Origin of the sequence: Kribbella sp. NPDC051587, assembly GCF_044453945.1 — a bacterium.
In the GTDB taxonomy this organism is placed as follows: Bacteria; Actinomycetota; Actinomycetes; order Propionibacteriales; family Kribbellaceae; genus Kribbella.
Window position 1 is genome coordinate 167,755 of the sequence record NZ_JBITDE010000008.1, and the last position, 16,202, is coordinate 183,956.

At 68.4% G+C, this 16,202-nt stretch carries 14 protein-coding genes; 6 read left to right on the plus strand and 8 right to left on the minus strand.

Going from position 1 to position 16,202, the window contains the following annotated elements; genetic code table 11:
* Positions 1-17 precede the first annotated feature (17 nt).
* Both ACIA49_RS27235 and ACIA49_RS27240 read left to right on the plus strand, forming a co-directional pair.
* A complete protein-coding gene (locus tag ACIA49_RS27235) occupies positions 18-653 on the plus strand; it encodes a TetR/AcrR family transcriptional regulator (protein WP_396380161.1) in 636 nt (211 codons plus the stop codon).
* A complete protein-coding gene (locus ACIA49_RS27240) occupies positions 643-1,755 on the plus strand; it encodes a trans-sulfuration enzyme family protein (protein WP_396380162.1) in 1,113 nt (370 codons plus the stop codon). Before ACIA49_RS27235 ends, ACIA49_RS27240 begins: the two co-directional genes overlap by 11 nt.
* Here the strand turns inward: ACIA49_RS27240 and ACIA49_RS27245 are convergent.
* Together ACIA49_RS27245 and ACIA49_RS27250 are read right to left on the minus strand one after the other, a co-directional pair.
* Positions 1,739-2,908, minus strand: a complete 1,170-nt coding sequence (locus ACIA49_RS27245) for an MFS transporter (RefSeq protein WP_396380163.1) — start codon at positions 2,906-2,908, stop codon at positions 1,739-1,741. The genes ACIA49_RS27240 and ACIA49_RS27245 overlap by 17 nt on opposite strands.
* Complete coding sequence (locus tag ACIA49_RS27250) at positions 2,905-3,681, minus strand: DeoR/GlpR family DNA-binding transcription regulator (protein ID WP_396380164.1); 777 nt, start codon at positions 3,679-3,681, stop codon at positions 2,905-2,907. The genes ACIA49_RS27245 and ACIA49_RS27250 overlap by 4 nt, the downstream gene beginning before the upstream one ends.
* 52 nt (positions 3,682-3,733) lie before the next feature.
* Here ACIA49_RS27250 and ACIA49_RS27255 point away from each other — a divergent pair, with 52 nt between their 5' ends.
* The 3 genes from ACIA49_RS27255 (at position 3,734) to ACIA49_RS27265 (ending at position 9,561) form a co-directional block, all read left to right on the plus strand.
* Positions 3,734-4,900, plus strand: coding sequence for an MFS transporter (locus tag ACIA49_RS27255; protein ID WP_396380165.1), 1,167 nt, complete (start codon positions 3,734-3,736; stop codon positions 4,898-4,900).
* Positions 4,901-4,970: 70 nt separating this feature from the next.
* Positions 4,971-6,134 carry an MFS transporter gene (locus ACIA49_RS27260; RefSeq protein ID WP_396380166.1) on the plus strand — a complete coding sequence of 388 codons (1,164 nt, stop codon included), beginning with the start codon at positions 4,971-4,973 and terminating at the stop codon, positions 6,132-6,134.
* 1,351 nt (positions 6,135-7,485) lie between these two features.
* The gene (locus tag ACIA49_RS27265; protein ID WP_396380167.1) at positions 7,486-9,561 is read left to right on the plus strand and encodes a DUF222 domain-containing protein; all 2,076 of its coding nucleotides are present in this window, start codon (positions 7,486-7,488) and stop codon (positions 9,559-9,561) included.
* A gap of 513 nt (positions 9,562-10,074) precedes the next feature.
* On the opposite strand, the gene ACIA49_RS27270 is transcribed toward ACIA49_RS27265, so the two are convergent.
* From ACIA49_RS27270 to ACIA49_RS27290, 5 genes are all read right to left on the minus strand, one after another.
* Positions 10,075-10,488: a hypothetical protein gene (locus ACIA49_RS27270; protein WP_396380168.1), complete on the minus strand. Its 414-nt coding sequence runs from the start codon at positions 10,486-10,488 to the stop codon at positions 10,075-10,077.
* Positions 10,489-10,571: 83 nt separating this feature from the next.
* Positions 10,572-10,766 carry a hypothetical protein gene (locus tag ACIA49_RS27275; RefSeq protein ID WP_396380169.1) on the minus strand — a complete coding sequence of 65 codons (195 nt, stop codon included), beginning with the start codon at positions 10,764-10,766 and terminating at the stop codon, positions 10,572-10,574.
* 211 nt (positions 10,767-10,977) lie between these two features.
* Entirely contained in the window at positions 10,978-11,226 is a 249-nt protein-coding gene (locus ACIA49_RS27280) for a hypothetical protein (RefSeq protein ID WP_396380170.1), read from the minus strand.
* A gap of 31 nt (positions 11,227-11,257) precedes the next feature.
* Entirely contained in the window at positions 11,258-12,265 is a 1,008-nt protein-coding gene (locus tag ACIA49_RS27285; protein WP_396380171.1) for a sugar phosphate isomerase/epimerase family protein, read from the minus strand.
* Between the two features lie 13 nt (positions 12,266-12,278).
* Entirely contained in the window at positions 12,279-13,355 is a 1,077-nt protein-coding gene (locus tag ACIA49_RS27290) for a Gfo/Idh/MocA family protein (RefSeq protein WP_396380172.1), read from the minus strand.
* 78 nt (positions 13,356-13,433) lie between these two features.
* Between ACIA49_RS27290 and ACIA49_RS27295 the strand changes: the two genes are divergently transcribed.
* Positions 13,434-14,546 carry an ROK family protein gene (locus ACIA49_RS27295; RefSeq protein WP_396380173.1) on the plus strand — a complete coding sequence of 371 codons (1,113 nt, stop codon included), beginning with the start codon at positions 13,434-13,436 and terminating at the stop codon, positions 14,544-14,546.
* Here the strand turns inward: ACIA49_RS27295 and ACIA49_RS27300 are convergent.
* The gene (locus ACIA49_RS27300; RefSeq protein ID WP_396380174.1) at positions 14,484-16,190 is read right to left on the minus strand and encodes a hypothetical protein; all 1,707 of its coding nucleotides are present in this window, start codon (positions 16,188-16,190) and stop codon (positions 14,484-14,486) included. The two genes, ACIA49_RS27295 and ACIA49_RS27300, sit on opposite strands and share 63 nt — an antisense overlap.
* Positions 16,191-16,202 lie beyond the last annotated feature (12 nt).

A 16,202-nucleotide genomic window follows, 5' to 3' on the forward strand; every position in this document is an offset into this window, starting at 1 on the left:
TGCCCGCGGAGGTAGAGATGGGACTGCGGGAACTGAAGCGGGAGCGAACCCGCCGGCTGATCGCCGACAAGGCGTTCGAGCTGTTCAGCGACCACGGCTTCGGCCGGACCACGGTCGAGCAGATCGCGGCCGCGGCGGAGGTCGGCCCGAGTACGCTCTACCGGTACTTCCCGACCAAGGAGACGCTGGTCCTCGAGTTCGTCGAGGAGAGCCTGATGGGCGCCGTCGCGTGGTTCCACGAGCAGCCGCCGGTGGACCTCCCGGACGGACTGCAGGCTGTCATCGAGCATGTCCTGGACCAGCTCGACGCCAACCCCGACCGGGTCCGCGCGGTCTACGACCTGGCCGACCACACGCCCTCGGTCAGCGCTCAGCTCAACGACCTGATCTGGCAGTTCCGCAACGCCCTCGCCGCCGAACTGACCGGCCGGCTGTCCGGCCAGGACCCGCAGCTCGTGGAGTTCACCGCCTCACTGTCGGCCGGCAGCGTCATGAACATCATCGAGACCGTGGTCCGGATGTGGGTGGACAACCCCGACGGCGTCGAGGTGAAGGTGCTGGCCCGCCGCGCGATGGGCCTGCTGCGTGGCGGCGGCATCCCCCTGCCCGGTACGGCGTCCTGTCCCGGCGACAATGCTGTGCATGGCCCCTGAACTCGATCCGTCCACTGTCGTCGTCCACGCCGGCCGCCCGGAACGCGTCCCCAACGCGCCGGTCGGCGATTCGCCGGTGTTCAGCTCGACGTACGTCGCTGGTGGCGATCGGGGCTACGGGCGGTTCGGCAACGACGCGTGGACGGCGTTCGAGGAGACATTGGGCGCGCTCGAAGGCGGACGCGCTCTAACCTTCGCCTCCGGTATGGCGGCCGCCGCGGCCGTGTGTGACCTAGTCCCGGTCGGTGGTCGCGTCGTCGCGCCGATCCACGCCTACTCAGGTGTACTCGCCCTCCTGGACCAACAAGCCGCCACCGGACGCCTCACCGTCACCCGAGTAGACGTAGCCAACACCGAAGCCGTCGCCGCCGCCGTAGTGGGCGCCGACATGCTGTGGGTCGAGTCGCCAACCAACCCAGCCATGGAGGTAGCCGACCTCCCCGCACTTTCCCAAGCGGGCCGGGCGGCTGGAGCCACGGTAGTTGTGGACAACACGTTCGCGACGCCGCTTCTGCAGCAGCCGCTCTCGTTGGGGGCTGATGTGGTGATGCACTCGGCAACCAAGTTCATCGCGGGGCACTCGGACGTCGTACTGGGTGCTGTGGTGACGGCAGATGACGAGTTGTGGGCGGCGCTGGAGTTGCGGCGGCGGAGTCTGGGCGCGATTCCCGGGCCGATGGAGACTTGGCTTGCCTTGCGTGGGTTGCGGACGCTGGCGTTGCGGTTGGAGCGATCCCAGTCGACCGCCGCCTTCCTGGCGCAGCGGCTGCTGGAGCATCCGCGGGTCAGCCGGGTGCGGTACCCGGGCCTGCCGGATGATGCCGGTCACGCCCGGGCGGCGGCGCAGATGTCCGGCTTCGGCGCGATCCTCTCGTTCGAGGTCGGCGGTGATGCCGAGTTCGCGCAGCGGATCTGCGAGAGCACCAAGCTGTGGCTGCACGCGACCAGCCTGGGCGGCGTCGAATCCCTGCTGGAACGGCGACGCCGCTGGCCGATCGAGGTGCCGACGATCCCCGAGGATCTGATCCGGTTGTCGGTCGGCATCGAGCACCCGGATGACCTGTGGGCCGATCTGGAGCAGGCGTTCACTTCCGCGACTTGAGCACCGGCCCGCCGAAGAACGTCAGCACGCACAGCACCAGCGGCAGGATGAACGCGAGGTTCAGCGGCATCCAGTGCGCCAGCCCGCCGATCAACGCCGGGCCGGCGAGCAGACCGACGTACCCGAGTCCGACCACGCGCGCCATCAGCACACCGGCAGAGCGCGGGTCGAGGTTGCCGGCGGCAGTGAAGAGCTGCGGTACGCCGCCGGCCAGGCCGAGACCGAACACCGCCCAACCAACGAGCCCCAGTACGACCCACGGACTGACGATGACGATCGCGATCCCGAACGCGGCCAGCGCTGCACCCCAGCGCACGATCGCGGCCGGACCGACGACCGCCGCGACCCGGTCGGTGAGGAACCGACCAACGGTCATCGCGACGGCAAAGGCGCCGTACGCGTAGGCCGCCGTACTGACTGAGGTGCCGAGGACGTCGCGGAACTGCAGCGCGGCCCAGTCGTTGGCCACGCCCTCGGACAACATCAGGCCGAAGGCCAGCGCGCCGAGCGCCCAGACCAGCTTGGCCGGCGGCTTGGTGCGTTCCGCGGCCCGCTCCTCCTCGGCAGGTTCAGTTGCCTCTAGCAAGAATCGACCGGCGCCGAGGGCAACGATGACGCAGATGACGCCGGCCGCGCCGAGCGTGGTCTCGGTCGGTACGCCGGCGCGCAGCGTGGCTGCACCGATCAGCGCAGCGATCGCACCGCCGATCGACCAGACCGCGTGGAACGCGGCCATGATCGGCCGTGGGTATCCGCGCTCGACCACGACGGCCTGCGCGTTCATGCCGACATCGATCGAACCGTTGCCGAAGCCGAGGAAGATCAGCGCGATCCCGAGGCTCCACCAGTTCTGCGCGAGACCCGGACCGAACAGGGCGATGCCGAGCAGGATTCCGGCAGCCGGAACGAGTCGGCGTTGACCAAGGCGGTCGACGAGCGGACCTGCCAACTGCATCCCGGCAAAGGCCGCGCCGCCGAGCACGAGCAACAGCAGGCCGAGTGTGCTGTGCGAGATGCCGGTCGCGTGTTCGATGCTGGGGATGTGGACGACCCACATCCCGACCGCGAAGCCGTTCAGGCCGAAGTACAGCCAGGTGGCGACGCGGGCGGCTCGGGGTGGGGCGGTCTGTTGGGGCTGCTGAGTCGCAGTCACGGGGATTCCTCCGGGTCCGCCACCTCGACCAAGGTGCCGCGCTGCGCGAGCACGGTGCGCTGGTCCTCGGGGGCGGAGGGGTCGGTGATGATCAGGTCGGGTCGTTCGGCCGGGCAGACATAGGCGAGCGCGGCGCGGTCCCACTTGGCGCCGTCGGCGAGCACGATCGACCGCGCGGCGACGCTCATCGCCGCCTGCTTCACCTCGGCATCACCGAGGTCGAAGGCCGTCATACCGGCGTCCAGACTGAACGCACAGGGACTCAGTACGGCGACGTCGAACCGCAGCGCTCGCAGCGACGCGATGGTCAGTGGACCGACCAGCGACAGCTCGCCCGGACGCGCCTCGCCACCAGGCATCAACAGCCGCACGCGCGGCGCCTCGGTCAGCTCCTGGGCGACGCGCAGCGACAACGGCATCACCGTGACCGCGCGATCGTGCAACAACCGCGCCACCTCGAGCGCCGTCGTACCGGAGTCGAGAACGATCGTGTCGCCGTCCTTGAGGTGCGCCACCGCGGCGCGCGCGATCGCCCGCTTGGCGGCGACCGCCTCCTGGGACCGCAGCGAGTACGGCGGCTCCACGCCGCTCGGCATCGCCGGTACGGCGCCACCGTGCACCCGCCGGAGGACGCCCTGCGCGGCGAGGAAGTCGAGATCGCGGCGGATGGTCATATCCGAGGACTCGGTCGCGTCGACCAGTTCCTGGACGGAGATTCGGTTTCCCCCGCGGAGTCGATCTATGATCGTTTGATGCCGTTCTGCACTTCTCACACGCAGAAATCTATCATCCCCCTGATCGTTCGAACAGATGGATTGTTTACTTGTGGCTGACGACACCCAACTGATCAAGCGCTCCCGGTACGCCGTGGCCGCCGTCTTCTGCGTGCACGGATCGGTGACGGGGTCCTTCGCCACCCGGGTGCCGTGGATCCAGGACCACGCCCACCTCTCCCCCGGCGAGCTCGGCCTGGCCCTGGCCTTCCCGGCCATCGGCGCCGCACTGATGATGCCGCTGGCCGCGCGCATCAGCCACCGCTTCGGCACCCGGACCGCCCTGCGCGGCCTGCTCGCGCTCTGGACCCTCGCGCTGATCCTGCCGTCGTTCGCGCCGGGCCTGCTGACGCTGTGCGCGGCCTTGCTCGTGTACGGCGGTACGTCGGGGATGGCCGATGTCGCGATGAACGCCCTCGGGGTCGAGGTGGAGCACCGGCTGAAGAAGTCGATCATGTCCGGCCTGCACGGGATGTGGAGTCTTGGCGCGCTGATCGGATCGGCCGTCGGCACGGTCGCGGCCCACGCCGACCTGAGTGCGCAGGTTCACCACGTCATCGCGGCCGTCGTACTGACTGTGCTCGGTGCTGTGGTCTGTCAGTTCGTGCTGAACATCCATCCCGCGGATGACGAGGAACCGCCGGCCCGGTTCGCGTTGCCGCCGCGGTCGGCGTTGCTGATCGGTGCGATCGGGTTCTGCGCGGTCTTCGCCGAGGGCGCGAGCCTGGACTGGTCGGCGGTCTACCTGCGCGACATCCTGGACAGCTCGGCCGGTGTCGCCGCCGGTGCGACGACCGGGTTCGCGCTGACGATGGCCATCGCACGGTTGACCGGAGACGCGGTCGTCGACCGGTTCGGCGCCGTACGGACGGTTCGGTTGAGCGGCGCGATCGCGGTCGCGGGCGGGATCCTGGTGGTGCTCGCCCCGAACGCGGTCGCCGCGATGATCGGGTTCGGCCTGATCGGCATCGGCGTGGCGGTCGTCGTACCGCTCGCGTTTGTCGCCGCCGCACGCAGCGGGTCGAACGCATCGCAGGCCATCGCCGGTGTCGCGACCATCACGTATGCGTCCGGTCTGGTCGCCCCGTCGATCATCGGTGGGATCGCGCAGGCCAGCAACCTGACCGTCTCCTTCATCGTGGTCACCGCCCTCGCAGCCGCCCTCGCCCTCTTCGCGCCGGTACTGCGCACCCGCCCGGCCACCCGGACGACCGCGTGACCTACCTGCGGATGAGTCGCATTAGAGTGACGAACATGAGTGAGGATTCTCCGCGCCCGGAGTCGGTCTAGTGTCCCCAGCCCGCCGCGCCGCACTGCTCACGGCGAGCGTCTTCCTGGTCGCATTGTGTCTGCGCCCGGCGCTCACCGCGGTCGGTCCGGTCCTGCCGCGGATCGGCGCCGACGAAAGCCTCGGCGAGGCCGCTCAGGGTTTGCTGGCCGCGCTGCCGCTGCTCGCGTTCGCGGCCGCCTCCCCGTTGGTGCACCTCGCGTCCCGGCGGTTCGGGATGGAACGCACGGTACTGATCTCGCTCGTCGTCCTGGCGGTCAGCAGCATCGCCCGCTCCTACACCGGCATCGCCGGTCTCTGGATCGGTACCGTCGTCATCGGCGCATCGATTGCCGTCGGCAACGTTCTCGTCCCGGTCATCCTAAAGCGTGACTACGCGTCCCACGTCTCCCGCGCGACTGGCATCTACACGGCCTTCATCACCACCGGCGCCGCAATGGCCTCGATCGTCGCCGTACCGATCGCCGACGCCGCCGACTGGCGGCTCTCCCTCGCGATCTGGGGCGGGCTAGCACTAGTAGTCGCGCTGATCTGGCTCCCCCGTTCCATCGCCTCCGAACCACCAGCGCCGGTCGTAGCAGACGCCGTACCGCTGGTCAGCGTCTGGCGCCAGCCCATGGCCTGGCTTGTCACCGGCTTCATGGGCTTGCAGTCGACGAGCTTCTACCTCCTCGTGAACTGGCTCCCCACCATCGAGATCTCCACCGGAATCTCAGAACGTACGGCAGGCGTCCACGTCTTCCTCTTCCAAGGCTTCGGCCTCATCGGCGGCCTCACCATCCCCCGCCTCATGAAGAACCCGACCAGCCAACGCGCCGGCGCAGTCACCGCCAGCATCCCCATCCTGATCGCCCTCCTAGGCCTCCTCCTCGCCCCCGACCTAGCCATCCTCTGGGCCATCACCGCCGGCCTAGGCCAAGGCGCCGCCCTAGTAGCCGCCCTAACCCTCATCAGCCTCCGCGGCCGCACCCACCAAGAAACCGCCCAACTCTCCGGCATGGCCCAATCCGTCGGCTACCTCCTAGCCGCCACCGGCCCCGTCATAGCCGGCGCCCTAACCCAACAAACCGGCTCCTGGCAAACCACCCTCACCGTCTTCGCCACCCTCGCCGCCCTACAACTCCTCCTAGCCCTCCCCGCCGGCCGCCCCCGCCCCACCCCCTAACCCCCGAAGCGTAGAAGCCGACATAGTCGGCAACCCCCAAGCTCGGCCCAACCCCACCCTCCCCCTCAACCACCACCCCGCCACCCCCAACCCCCAAGATCGACGCAACCCCGCCATCCCCCTCAACCACCGCCTCGCCCCGCCACCCCGTCTTCAATCGGCCGCAGACATGCCCAGCCACAGCGACACGTCCCCGGCTGAGTCGCCTACCTGCTGCCCCGCGACCCGACCACCACCGACGCTCAACGAGACCTCCAAGCGCCACCCACGAGACGCCCCGACCTGCCCGGTCGCCCCCGGTGGCATGCGCATCCGAATAGTTGCCGACAGCCCCTTCTCCGACCCGCAGCCCGTCAACCACCGCCAACGCGAACCCGAGCCAAGCGCCACGTGCAGATACGAACAATCACCGACCCTCCTGCGAACCGCAACCACAACCCGCCAACCCCAAACAACATGCACCCCATCGCGGCATCTCCCCTCGGACCGCAACCACAGCCCCGCCAACCCCAGACAACGTGCACCCGATCGCAGCGTCTCCCCCGGACCGCAACCACAGCCCGCCAACCCCAGGCAAGGTGAACCCCGGTCGCGGCCTCGCCATCCCCCTCAGCCACAGCCTCGCTCAGCCACCCTGTCTTTTAATCGGCCGCAGCCCTGCTCAGCCACAGGCCGACTTCTCCGGCCGAGTCGCCTACCTGGCTTGGCGGGGACTCGACCACCTGCGGCGGTCGACTGAAACCTTCGGGTGCGGCAAGCGGATGGCTGAGGGGAATGGCGAGGTCGGCGACCGAGGTGCACGTTGCCTGGGCTTCCGGGCTGTGGCTCAGGTACTTGATTCCCGAGGTTTGCGCTGCAGGTGAGATTTCGGGTGCAGGCGACGACAACTCACCCACCAATGCACCCACCAGCCGTCGCCTAGTCCGGTGGATGGCGACCGCGTGGCGGGGGTGTGCACCTGCTCCGGTGGGCGTGAACAAGCTATGACCTGTTCACACCCCCGACGTCTTGTTCAAACCCCCGGTGGCTGGCGTCGCTCCGGCCGCCTGCGGCGGTCGACTGAAACCTTCGGGCGCGGCGGGGCAGATGGCTGAGGGGATGGTGCGGTCGGCGACCGAGGTGCACCCTTGCCTGTGGCTGACGGGCTGTGGCTTGGGTGCGTGATGCTCGGGAGTCTTGCGCTATGGGTAAGTTTTTCGGGTCCAGGCGACGAAAAAGTACCGAGCAACGTCATCGGAAAGTGTGGGCAAGTTGAACGGGCAACCAGCCCACAAAAACTGCCCACACATCCGTTGTAAATAAGGGGTTCTCGGCTCGAAACCTGTCCGTAGGCATAGCTATGCTTTTCGGTATGGAGAACTTGGCGATGGCGCCGGCGTGGTCGCAGAGTGGCAGCGAACTGCTGACCACTCTCGACAACCTGTACGCCGCCAAGTCCCTCATCGACACCTACATCCTGCAAGCCACCGCACGACTCGACGAAATGGGCACCGCCCAAGAACTCGGCGCCCGCGACACCGTCGAACTCGTCGCGCAGCGGTACCGGCTCGACCCCGCCGTCGTCCGTAAAGACCTCAAATTTTCCGGTGCCCTCGGCAAGTACTCCGCAGTGACCGACGCACTGCCCGACCCCACCGACCCATCGCATCCGGCGGTCCTGGACCCCGCGCTGGCCAAGGTCATCGTCACCACCCTGGAGAAAGCGCCCGCCTCGGTCCCGGTCGACGTACTAGAGGTCGCCGAAGAACAAATGGTCGACGTCGCCCGCATCTCCAACCCCCGCGAACTGGCCAAGTTCGGCCAAGAGGTCCTGGCGCGGTTGGACACCGATGGTGCCGAGCCGACTGAGGACGCAGCCCTCGCGAAGGAAACATTCCGGCTGCGGCAAGTCGACGGCGGGGTCAGGTTCTCCGGGTTCGTAGCCGGTGCCAGCGGCGAACTGTTGCTGACCCAGATCCACACCGGAGCCAAACCACACAAGACGATCGACGGTGAACGCGACCCACGGCCGCTCGACGTCCGCCAGGTCGACTCGTTCAAGGGAGTCCTGGACGCCGCCGCCGGCAACCCCGATCATCCGGGCGTACCGCACATCACCGTCACCATCGACTTCAACGACCTCAAATCCGACCTCGGCGTTGTCACCGAAGCCGCCACCACCAACACCCCCGCCCCCGCCCCGACAGGCGGGACGAGTTCGACTGGTACACCCAGCACAACCGACAGCGCAAAGGCAGCCGGTACACCGGATAGGCCCGGCACGCCCAGCACGACAGGTGAGGCGGGCACGCGGAGTGCGATGGGTGCGGCCGGTACGAGGGATGCGGTCGGCATCGCCGATACAACGGATGCAGTCGGCATGGCCCGTACGACGGCCGCGATCGGTTCACCGGATGGTATGAACGCGGTCGGTACAACCGGCACGGACGGCCCACCGGATCACGTGGACACGGACGGTACAACCGGCACGGACGGTCCACCGGATCACGTGGACACGGACGGTCCGACGGGCGCGGTCGGTCCACCGGATCATGTGAGCGCGGACGGTACGACGGGCGCGGTCGATTCACTGGATGGTGTAGGTGCGGTCGGTTCGTCGGGTGCGGTCGGTGAAATGGTGTTCGGGGGCAACTTGTCGGCCTCGGCGGTGCGGTTGCTGGCTTGCGATGCCGCGATCCTGCCCATCGTTCTCGGCGGCAATTCACAGCCACTGGATGTGGGGACCGAGCAACGGTTCGTGAACAGATACATTCGCCGGGCCTTGAACCAACGCGACAAAGGCTGTGTCGTATGCAAGGCACCACCGTGGATGTGTCACGCCCACCACCTGATCCACTGGGCCGACGGCGGCCCCACCAGCCTCCACAACCTGGCACTGCTGTGCGCCGTCCACCACCGCGCAGTCCACAACGACCAATGGGCTGTCTCCATCACCAGCACAGGACTTGTCGAGGTGACCCGCCCCGGCTGGGCCGACCCACCCCTGACCGACCCAGCCGACCTAGCCGCGGTCTTCGCCTGGGCCACCCCTGCCCAAAATGACAACGCCCCCAACCCGAGCAGCGCCAGTACCGATGCCAGTGCCGATGTCTGTGTCGGCGGGAATGCCAGCACGATGAGCGCTGGCGTCAGGTCCACCACAGGCAGCACCGGAGTAAGCCGTGCCGATGCGGTCGAAGTCAGTGACTGCGAGGAAAGTTCTGTCGCCAGTACTAGCGACGGCGGAGCAGGGGTCGATGCCGGTGTGGGCAGGCCCAGTGTCAGCAGCAACCCGGTACACGGACAGCCCGACCGGCTCCCCACCGCCAGCACCGTGCCCAACCCAGAACTCGCCGCTGCCCGCGAAGCCTTCCGGGCCCATCTAATCTCGATGACGCCCAACTACCGAGACCCCTGGGGCCCTGACACCCCCGAAGCCGGACCGTAAACCCCGCACACCGTCCCGGTCACCCCCACCCCTACCCCCTCGCGGAACCTTCAGCCACGCCGCACAACTGCCCCACGCCAGAACGGAGCTGGGTGCGTATGGCAGGCAACCCCGACCGCGAACGACAGGTGGGGTGCCACAGCCGATTGCCTGGTTACCGGTCACGGTACGCGTCACTCAGGAGTGCATTGCGACTAACCGCCGAGACCTCGCTGAGAGTGGTCGTGGCCGATACCCAGTCGACGGGCTTGCGGGCGATCGCGGGCAGATGCGACCCGGAGCGACCGGCACCGGCTTCACCCACCGCCATGGCCAGGCTCACGGCTCGGGGACTGCCCCCGGTTCGGTTCACTCCTGACCTATGAGTACTTGGCTCCTTGCCGAAAAGGATGTCTGTCGCGCCAAAAGCTCTTCCTTCCGAGTTCCGTCGTGACGTGGTCACGGTCGCCCGCAAAGGCGAGGCGCCGATCACGCAGATCGCGAAGGACTTCGGCTCTCCCAATCGCGTCTGCCTCATTGGCTCCAGCCGGCTGACATCAAAGACGGCAACCGACCGGGCGCGACCGGCAAGAGTCCGACGAACTGCGCGAACCGAAGAAGCGCAATCGACAGATGGTCCGACAGCGCCTCCTGCGGCTGTTCCGCCGATGGCGCCACCGATGTTTCCGGCAACTGGAATGGCGGAGCCGGCCACGAAACCGCCGTAGCCACCGGCGGCCGCTCCAGCAAAACCGGCCGCGGCGCCCGGAGGAGTTGGCTGAGTTGGTCTTGGGCGGTCCAGTTGGCGGTCGTGGTGTCGTGGTAGCGGACTCCGTGTTTGATCCAGTCGGTCTGCTCATCGAGCAGGCCCTGGGTGTAGCGCAGCGGGTTGACGGCGGAGGAGGCGCCGGTGGCCGCCGTCTGCCGACCCCGCCTTCTTACCGGCACCCTGGCTGTCGCTGGGAACTCTGGCTGATGACAACGGCCCCCGACCAGTTCATCAGTTGGTCCGGGGGCCGTTTCGAGGGCGGTTAGCTGTTGCGGTTGTTGCGGCTCGAGTAGAGCCCGAACAGGCCTACCGCCACAGATACAGCGCCGAAGGCCATGAGGCCGAAGCCTGCAGTCGACCAGAACTGCTTGTCGGTCAGGAGGATGGCAGCGATCCCGATGAGGCAGGCAACTGCGCCCCAGAGAACCCGCTGCCGAGCATTTTTGTGACTCGTCAACACTCTTCTCGCGTCCTATGGTGAGTCGGTCGCCCACCAGCCGTCGTTGTTCCATAGTCGGCTGGCAGATCGTCGCCGGTTTTGGGTAGATCTCGCATCACTGCGCGCCGGCCAGAGCGTATCCGGCAACGAGGACGAGCGCGCCGGCCTCGTTGCCGACGCCCCGACGTTGGCTATGAGCGAATGTGTCGGCCGGGTCGCTTGCGGCGGGTTAGAGGAGGGTGTTGAGGACTTCTTCGGCTTCGGCGTAGCCGGCGTCGCTGATGCGCTGGAGTTCGAGGAGGTCTTTGGCTGCGGCGGCTCGGCGGGTGAGGTGTTCGCCGGCGCGGTTGTTGCCTTCGTCGAGGAGGGCGTTGAGGGTTTCCAGGTCGGAGCGCTCGTCGGCGAGGTCGGCGAGCTTGTCGGCTGCTTTCTCGTTGCCTTCGTCGGCCAGCGCCCGGAGCGTCTCGAAGTCGGTCATGGACCGAGTATGACGCTCCGGGCGGGGACGGCTACTTGTCGGTGGCGAAGGCTGCGTCGAAGGCGGCGGTGGGCTTGTCGAAGGCGAGGGCGCGGATGACGTTGACGGCTTCGGCGGCGCCGACCTTGCGTTCCATGCCGGCGTCTTCCCACTCGACGGAGATCGGGCCTTCGTAGCCGATCGAGTTCAGGACACGGAAGCAGTCTTCCCAGGCGACGTCGCCGTGGCCGGTGGAGTAGAAGTCCCAGCCGCGGCGGGGGTCGCCCCAGGGCAGGTGGGAGCCGAGGCGGCCGTTGCGGCCGCCGCCGACGCGCATGCGGGTGTCTTTGCAGTCGACGTGGTAGATGCGGTCCTTGAAGTCCCAGAGGAACGCGACCGGGTCGATGTCCTGCCAGACCATGTGCGACGGGTCCCAGTTGAGGCCGAAGGCTTCGCGGTGGCCGATGGCCTCGAGGGCCAGCGTGGTGGTCCAGTAGTCGTAGGCGATCTCCGACGGGTGCACCTCGTGCGCGAACCGGACGCCTTCGGCGTCGAACACGTCGAGGATCGGGTTCCACCGGTCGGCGAAGTCCTGGTAGCCGGCGTCGATCACGGAGGCGGGTACCGGCGGGAACATGGCGACGTACTGCCAGATGGAGGAGCCGGTGAAGCCGATCACCGTGTTCACGCCGAGCTTGGCCGCGGCGCGGGCGGTGTTCTTCAGGTCCTCGGCCGCACGTTGGCGGACGCCTTCGCCGTCACCGTCGCCCCAGATCCGGGACGGCACGATGGCCTGGTGCCTGAAGTCGATCGGGTTGTCGCAGACCGCCTGACCCACCAGGTGGTTGGAGATCGCGTAGACGCTGAGGTTGTACTTCTCCAGGATGTCCTTGCGGGTCTGGACGTACGAGTCGTCGTCGACCGCCTGCTGGACGTCGAAGTGGTCGCCGGAGCAGGCGATCTCCACCCCGTCGTACCCGGCCTCGGAGGCGAACTGGCAGACCTCCTCGAACGGCAGGTCGGCCCACTGGCCGGTGAACAGCGTGATCGGGCGTGGCATGTGTGAGGGCTCCTTAGACGGTGATCCAGCTGCTGTCCGCAGCAGCTGAGCGCAGTACGGCGTCGATCAGCTGGGCGGATCGCGCACCGGCGGCGAAATCGGGCAGGCCGTCCGGGCGGTCACCCAGTACGGCGGCATAGCTGTCCGCGACGAATGAGTCGAACGCGTCCTGGTATCCCTGGGCGTGACCGGCGGGCAGCCGGTTCACCCGGGCCGCACCGGGGCTCAGCGTGTCGGGGTCGCGGGTCAGGAGCTGGGAGGCGGTACGACGGCCGGCCCACAGCCGGTCAGGGTCCTCCTGGTCGAAGCCAAAGCTCCCCTCGGTCCCGGAGACCTCCAGGTAGAGGCGGTTCTTCCGGCCGGCCGCTACCTGGCTGACGACGATCGTGCCGACCACTCCGGCCTCGGTACGGAACTGGGCGGTGGCCAGGTCCTCAGTGCGCACCTCGACGCCGCCACGCGATGACCGCACCGTGCGAAGCTGTGCACTGATCGCCGCGATCCGGTCGCCGGTCACGAACTCCGTCAGGTCACACCAGTGCGACCCGATATCCGCGAAGGTGCGCGACGGTCCGCCGGCCACGTCGTCCACTCGCCAGTTCTGGTCGTCCGCGCCGGCCAGCCAGTCCTGCAGGTACGAACCGTGCAGGCTGGTGATCTCACCGGCCTCGCCAGCAGCCAGGCGCGCCCGCAGCTCGCGCACCATCGGGTGGTAGCGGTAGACGAACGGTACGGCGCCCACCAGGCCGGCCTCGTGCGCTGCGGCCTCCAGGCCGGTCGCGTCGGCCACAGACGTCGCCAGGGGCTTCTCACAGATCACGTGCTTGCCTGCGGCGATCGCCTGCAGGGCCACCTCGCGGTGGGTGTTGTTCGGCGTACAGACGTGGATCACGTCGACGTCGGCCGCCAGCAGGTCGGCGAGTGCCGCGTACCCGCGCTCGGCGCCGGACGCCTCGGCCGCTGCCTCCGCCCGCTCCGGGCTGGATCCGACCGCTCCGACGATCTGCGCGCCGGAGACCAGCGCCGATCTGCCGTGCACCCGGCCCATGAAACCGCCGCCGACAATCCCGACCTTCAGCTTGGTGGACACATCGAAGGACGCTATGTGAGACTTTTGTACCCTGTCAAGCAAAAGCCAGCGCCGCCGTCGACGAAAGGGCCGGAAGTGATGACCGACGCCCCCGACGCCGTCCTCCGGCTCCTGCTGGACGGACGCGCGCGGACCCGGGCCGAGCTGATCGATTCCAGCGGCCTGGCCCGCTCGACCGTGACCGGCCGGATCGAGTCGCTGCTGGCGTCCGGACTCGTCGTACCGTCCGGTGAGGCCGCGTCGACGGGCGGCCGACCGCCGGCCAGGTTCCGGCTCAACCCGCGAGCGAGGCTGATCCTCGCCGCGGACGTCGGTGCCACCCACCTGACGGTCGCCCTCACCGACCTGACCGGCGAGATCCTCGACCGCTCCACAACGCCGCTGAACATTGCCGAAGGCCCCGAAGTCGTGCTGACCGAGGTCATCCGCCAGGGCCGATCGTTGCTGAAGGCAGCGGGCCGCTCCCCCGCCGACCTGGCCGGTACCGGCGTCGGCCTGCCCGGCCCGGTCGAGCACTCCACCGGCCGCCCGAACCACCCGCCGATCATGCCCGGTTGGGACTCGTACGACGTTGTCGGGCGACTCGGGCGTGAGCTCCCCGGGCCCGTACTCGTCGACAACGACGTGAACATCATGGCGCTCGGCGAACACGCCACCGAGTACGCCGATGTCGAGCACCTACTGTTCGTCAAAGTCGCGACCGGTATCGGGGCCGGCGTGATCAGCGGCGGCCGCCTGCACCGCGGCGCCCAGGGCGCCGCCGGGGACATCGGCCACATCCAAACCCCGGGTCACACCGAGCTCTGCCGCTGCGGCAACACCGGTTGCCTGGAGGCGGTCGCCTCGTCGGCCGCACTCGCCGCCAAACTCGAGCACGCGACGACCAGCCACGACATCGTCCGGCTCGTCCGCCAAGGCGACGCCGAAGCGACCGCCGCGGTCCGCCAGGCCGGCCGTGAGATCGGTACCGTCCTCGCCGCCGCCGTCAGCCTGCTCAACCCGTCGGTCATCGTCGTCGGCGGCTCCCTCGCCCAAGCCGGCGACAACCTGCTCGCCGGCCTCCGCGAAACCATCTATGCCAGATCGTTGCCCTTGGCCACCAAAGGCCTGCGGGTGGTCACCGCCGGGTCAGGACCGGACGCCGCCCTCCGTGGTGCCGCCATCCTGGTCCAGCAGCACGTCCTGTCCTGACCCGAACATCTCGTAGAAGTCCGCCCGCGCGGCGAAGAAGCTCTCCTGCAGAGCGGTCAGCTCCGCCATGTCGGCAGGCCCGTTGGTGGCCGGCCGGCGTGCCGGGTCGCCGCCCAGGAAGTCGTAGCCACTCGTGTCGATCTGCATCCCGGGCCGCATCCGCTCCACTGTCCGGCCGAAAACCGCGTAGTACTCCCGATGGTCGCCCACCCAGAGCTCCAGCTCCGCCGTACTGGTGGTCCGGACAGCGTCGCCACTTGGCCAGAGCGAACGGTAGGCGTGCAGGACGGTGCCGTTCAGACGGTCGACCACTGCCGTGACCGACGACCCGAGCTGCGCCAGTACGAGGAAGGCCATCGCCCGCGCCGCTCCGTCATCGATCACGAGCATCGCGTCGACCAACTGGCCGGCGAAGACCTGCGGGTCGGCGTCCTGGACCCACCGGCCACCGACCTCGTCGACAACGAGTCCGAACAACATGCCGCGCAACCAAGCGTGCAGATCGGCCGTGGACAGCTCGGGCCGCCATGGACCGGCCGTGAGCAGCCACTCCCCCAGTTGCTCCCATCGAGCCCACCGGAAGACCAGCCCTTGCAGACCGAGGGCAGTCAGACCGGTGTCGTCGAGGACGCCGAGCCGCCGCAAGCGATCGACGGCAACCCGTTCGGCCGGTGTCTCCGGCTCGGTCGACGGTCCCGGGAAGTACGACGTCAGGACCCGACGGAAGACCTGCTCACGCAATGGATCCGGTAGATCCGAAGCGGCCTGTTGGGCTACGTCCGTCCAGATCTGCAGGACCTCGCCGGCGTCGGCCCACAGGTCGAGCTTCTCACCGCGGAAGGTCTGCAACGGCGTCGGCCACAGCAAGCCTGCCAGCACCGCCAGCCGCCAAGCCTCCTGGACTGACCCGGCATCGGTCAGACTCGTTGCCGCCAGCACCTGTTGTACGACGTCGTCGGCCAACCGGGTTCCCGACCACACGCCCGGCCGGTCGGCGAGGTACTCGGCCACCTCGATCACGGCCGTCATCAGCGGCGCCCGTCGAGCCAGTTCGGCCAGCACCGAGGGCAGCACCGTCTTGGGGCGCGGCACCGACACGTCGCCCCACAACGGTCTCGACAGCTCGAACGGAGGCCGCCGCAGCGGACCGACCAGCTCGTCTCGCCTCTCCCACGGCATCGCGGCGAATCGTTGCGACCAACTTCCGTCCGCTTCGTCGCCTGGCGGCTGGAAGCTCTTGTCGCGCCACAGCCGCATGGTTCGCCGCTGCAGGGACCACTCCGGCGGAGATGCCATCAGCCGGCCCGACCCGCCCTCGAGCATCGTCAGCAACGCCGTGGTCTCCTTGCGCAGCCCGGCGGTCGACTCCGCCGCACCCTCCATCACGATGAATTCGCGCAACAACGGCAGCGTCCGGATCAAGGCCGCCCGGGTCTCGTCGTCGATCGGGAACGAGAACGGCGCGACCTCGGCCACCGTCCGCCACAGCGCCTTCGGCGGCCAGGCCCACGGATCGCTCATCCCGAGAACCGCGGCCCGGCACTCGAGCAGCTCCCGGATCAGGTCGGGATCCGGCTCGGCGATCGCACCGGACTCGTCCATCCACACCGCGAACCGGTTGACGAAGGCATCGATCTGGTCCATACCTAGACGCTA

Coding starts and splice junctions, on each gene's coding strand:
- ACIA49_RS27295 (WP_396380173.1), top strand. CDS start 13,434: ATGACCGACGCCCCCGACGCCGTCCTCCGGCTCCTGCTGGACGGACGC.
- ACIA49_RS27280 (WP_396380170.1), bottom strand. CDS start 11,226: ATGACCGACTTCGAGACGCTCCGGGCGCTGGCCGACGAAGGCAACGAG.
- ACIA49_RS27300 (WP_396380174.1), bottom strand. CDS start 16,190: ATGGACCAGATCGATGCCTTCGTCAACCGGTTCGCGGTGTGGATGGAC.
- ACIA49_RS27265 (WP_396380167.1), top strand. CDS start 7,486: ATGGAGAACTTGGCGATGGCGCCGGCGTGGTCGCAGAGTGGCAGCGAA.
- ACIA49_RS27235 (WP_396380161.1), top strand. CDS start 18: ATGGGACTGCGGGAACTGAAGCGGGAGCGAACCCGCCGGCTGATCGCC.
- ACIA49_RS27240 (WP_396380162.1), top strand. CDS start 643: ATGGCCCCTGAACTCGATCCGTCCACTGTCGTCGTCCACGCCGGCCGC.
- ACIA49_RS27285 (WP_396380171.1), bottom strand. CDS start 12,265: ATGCCACGCCCGATCACGCTGTTCACCGGCCAGTGGGCCGACCTGCCG.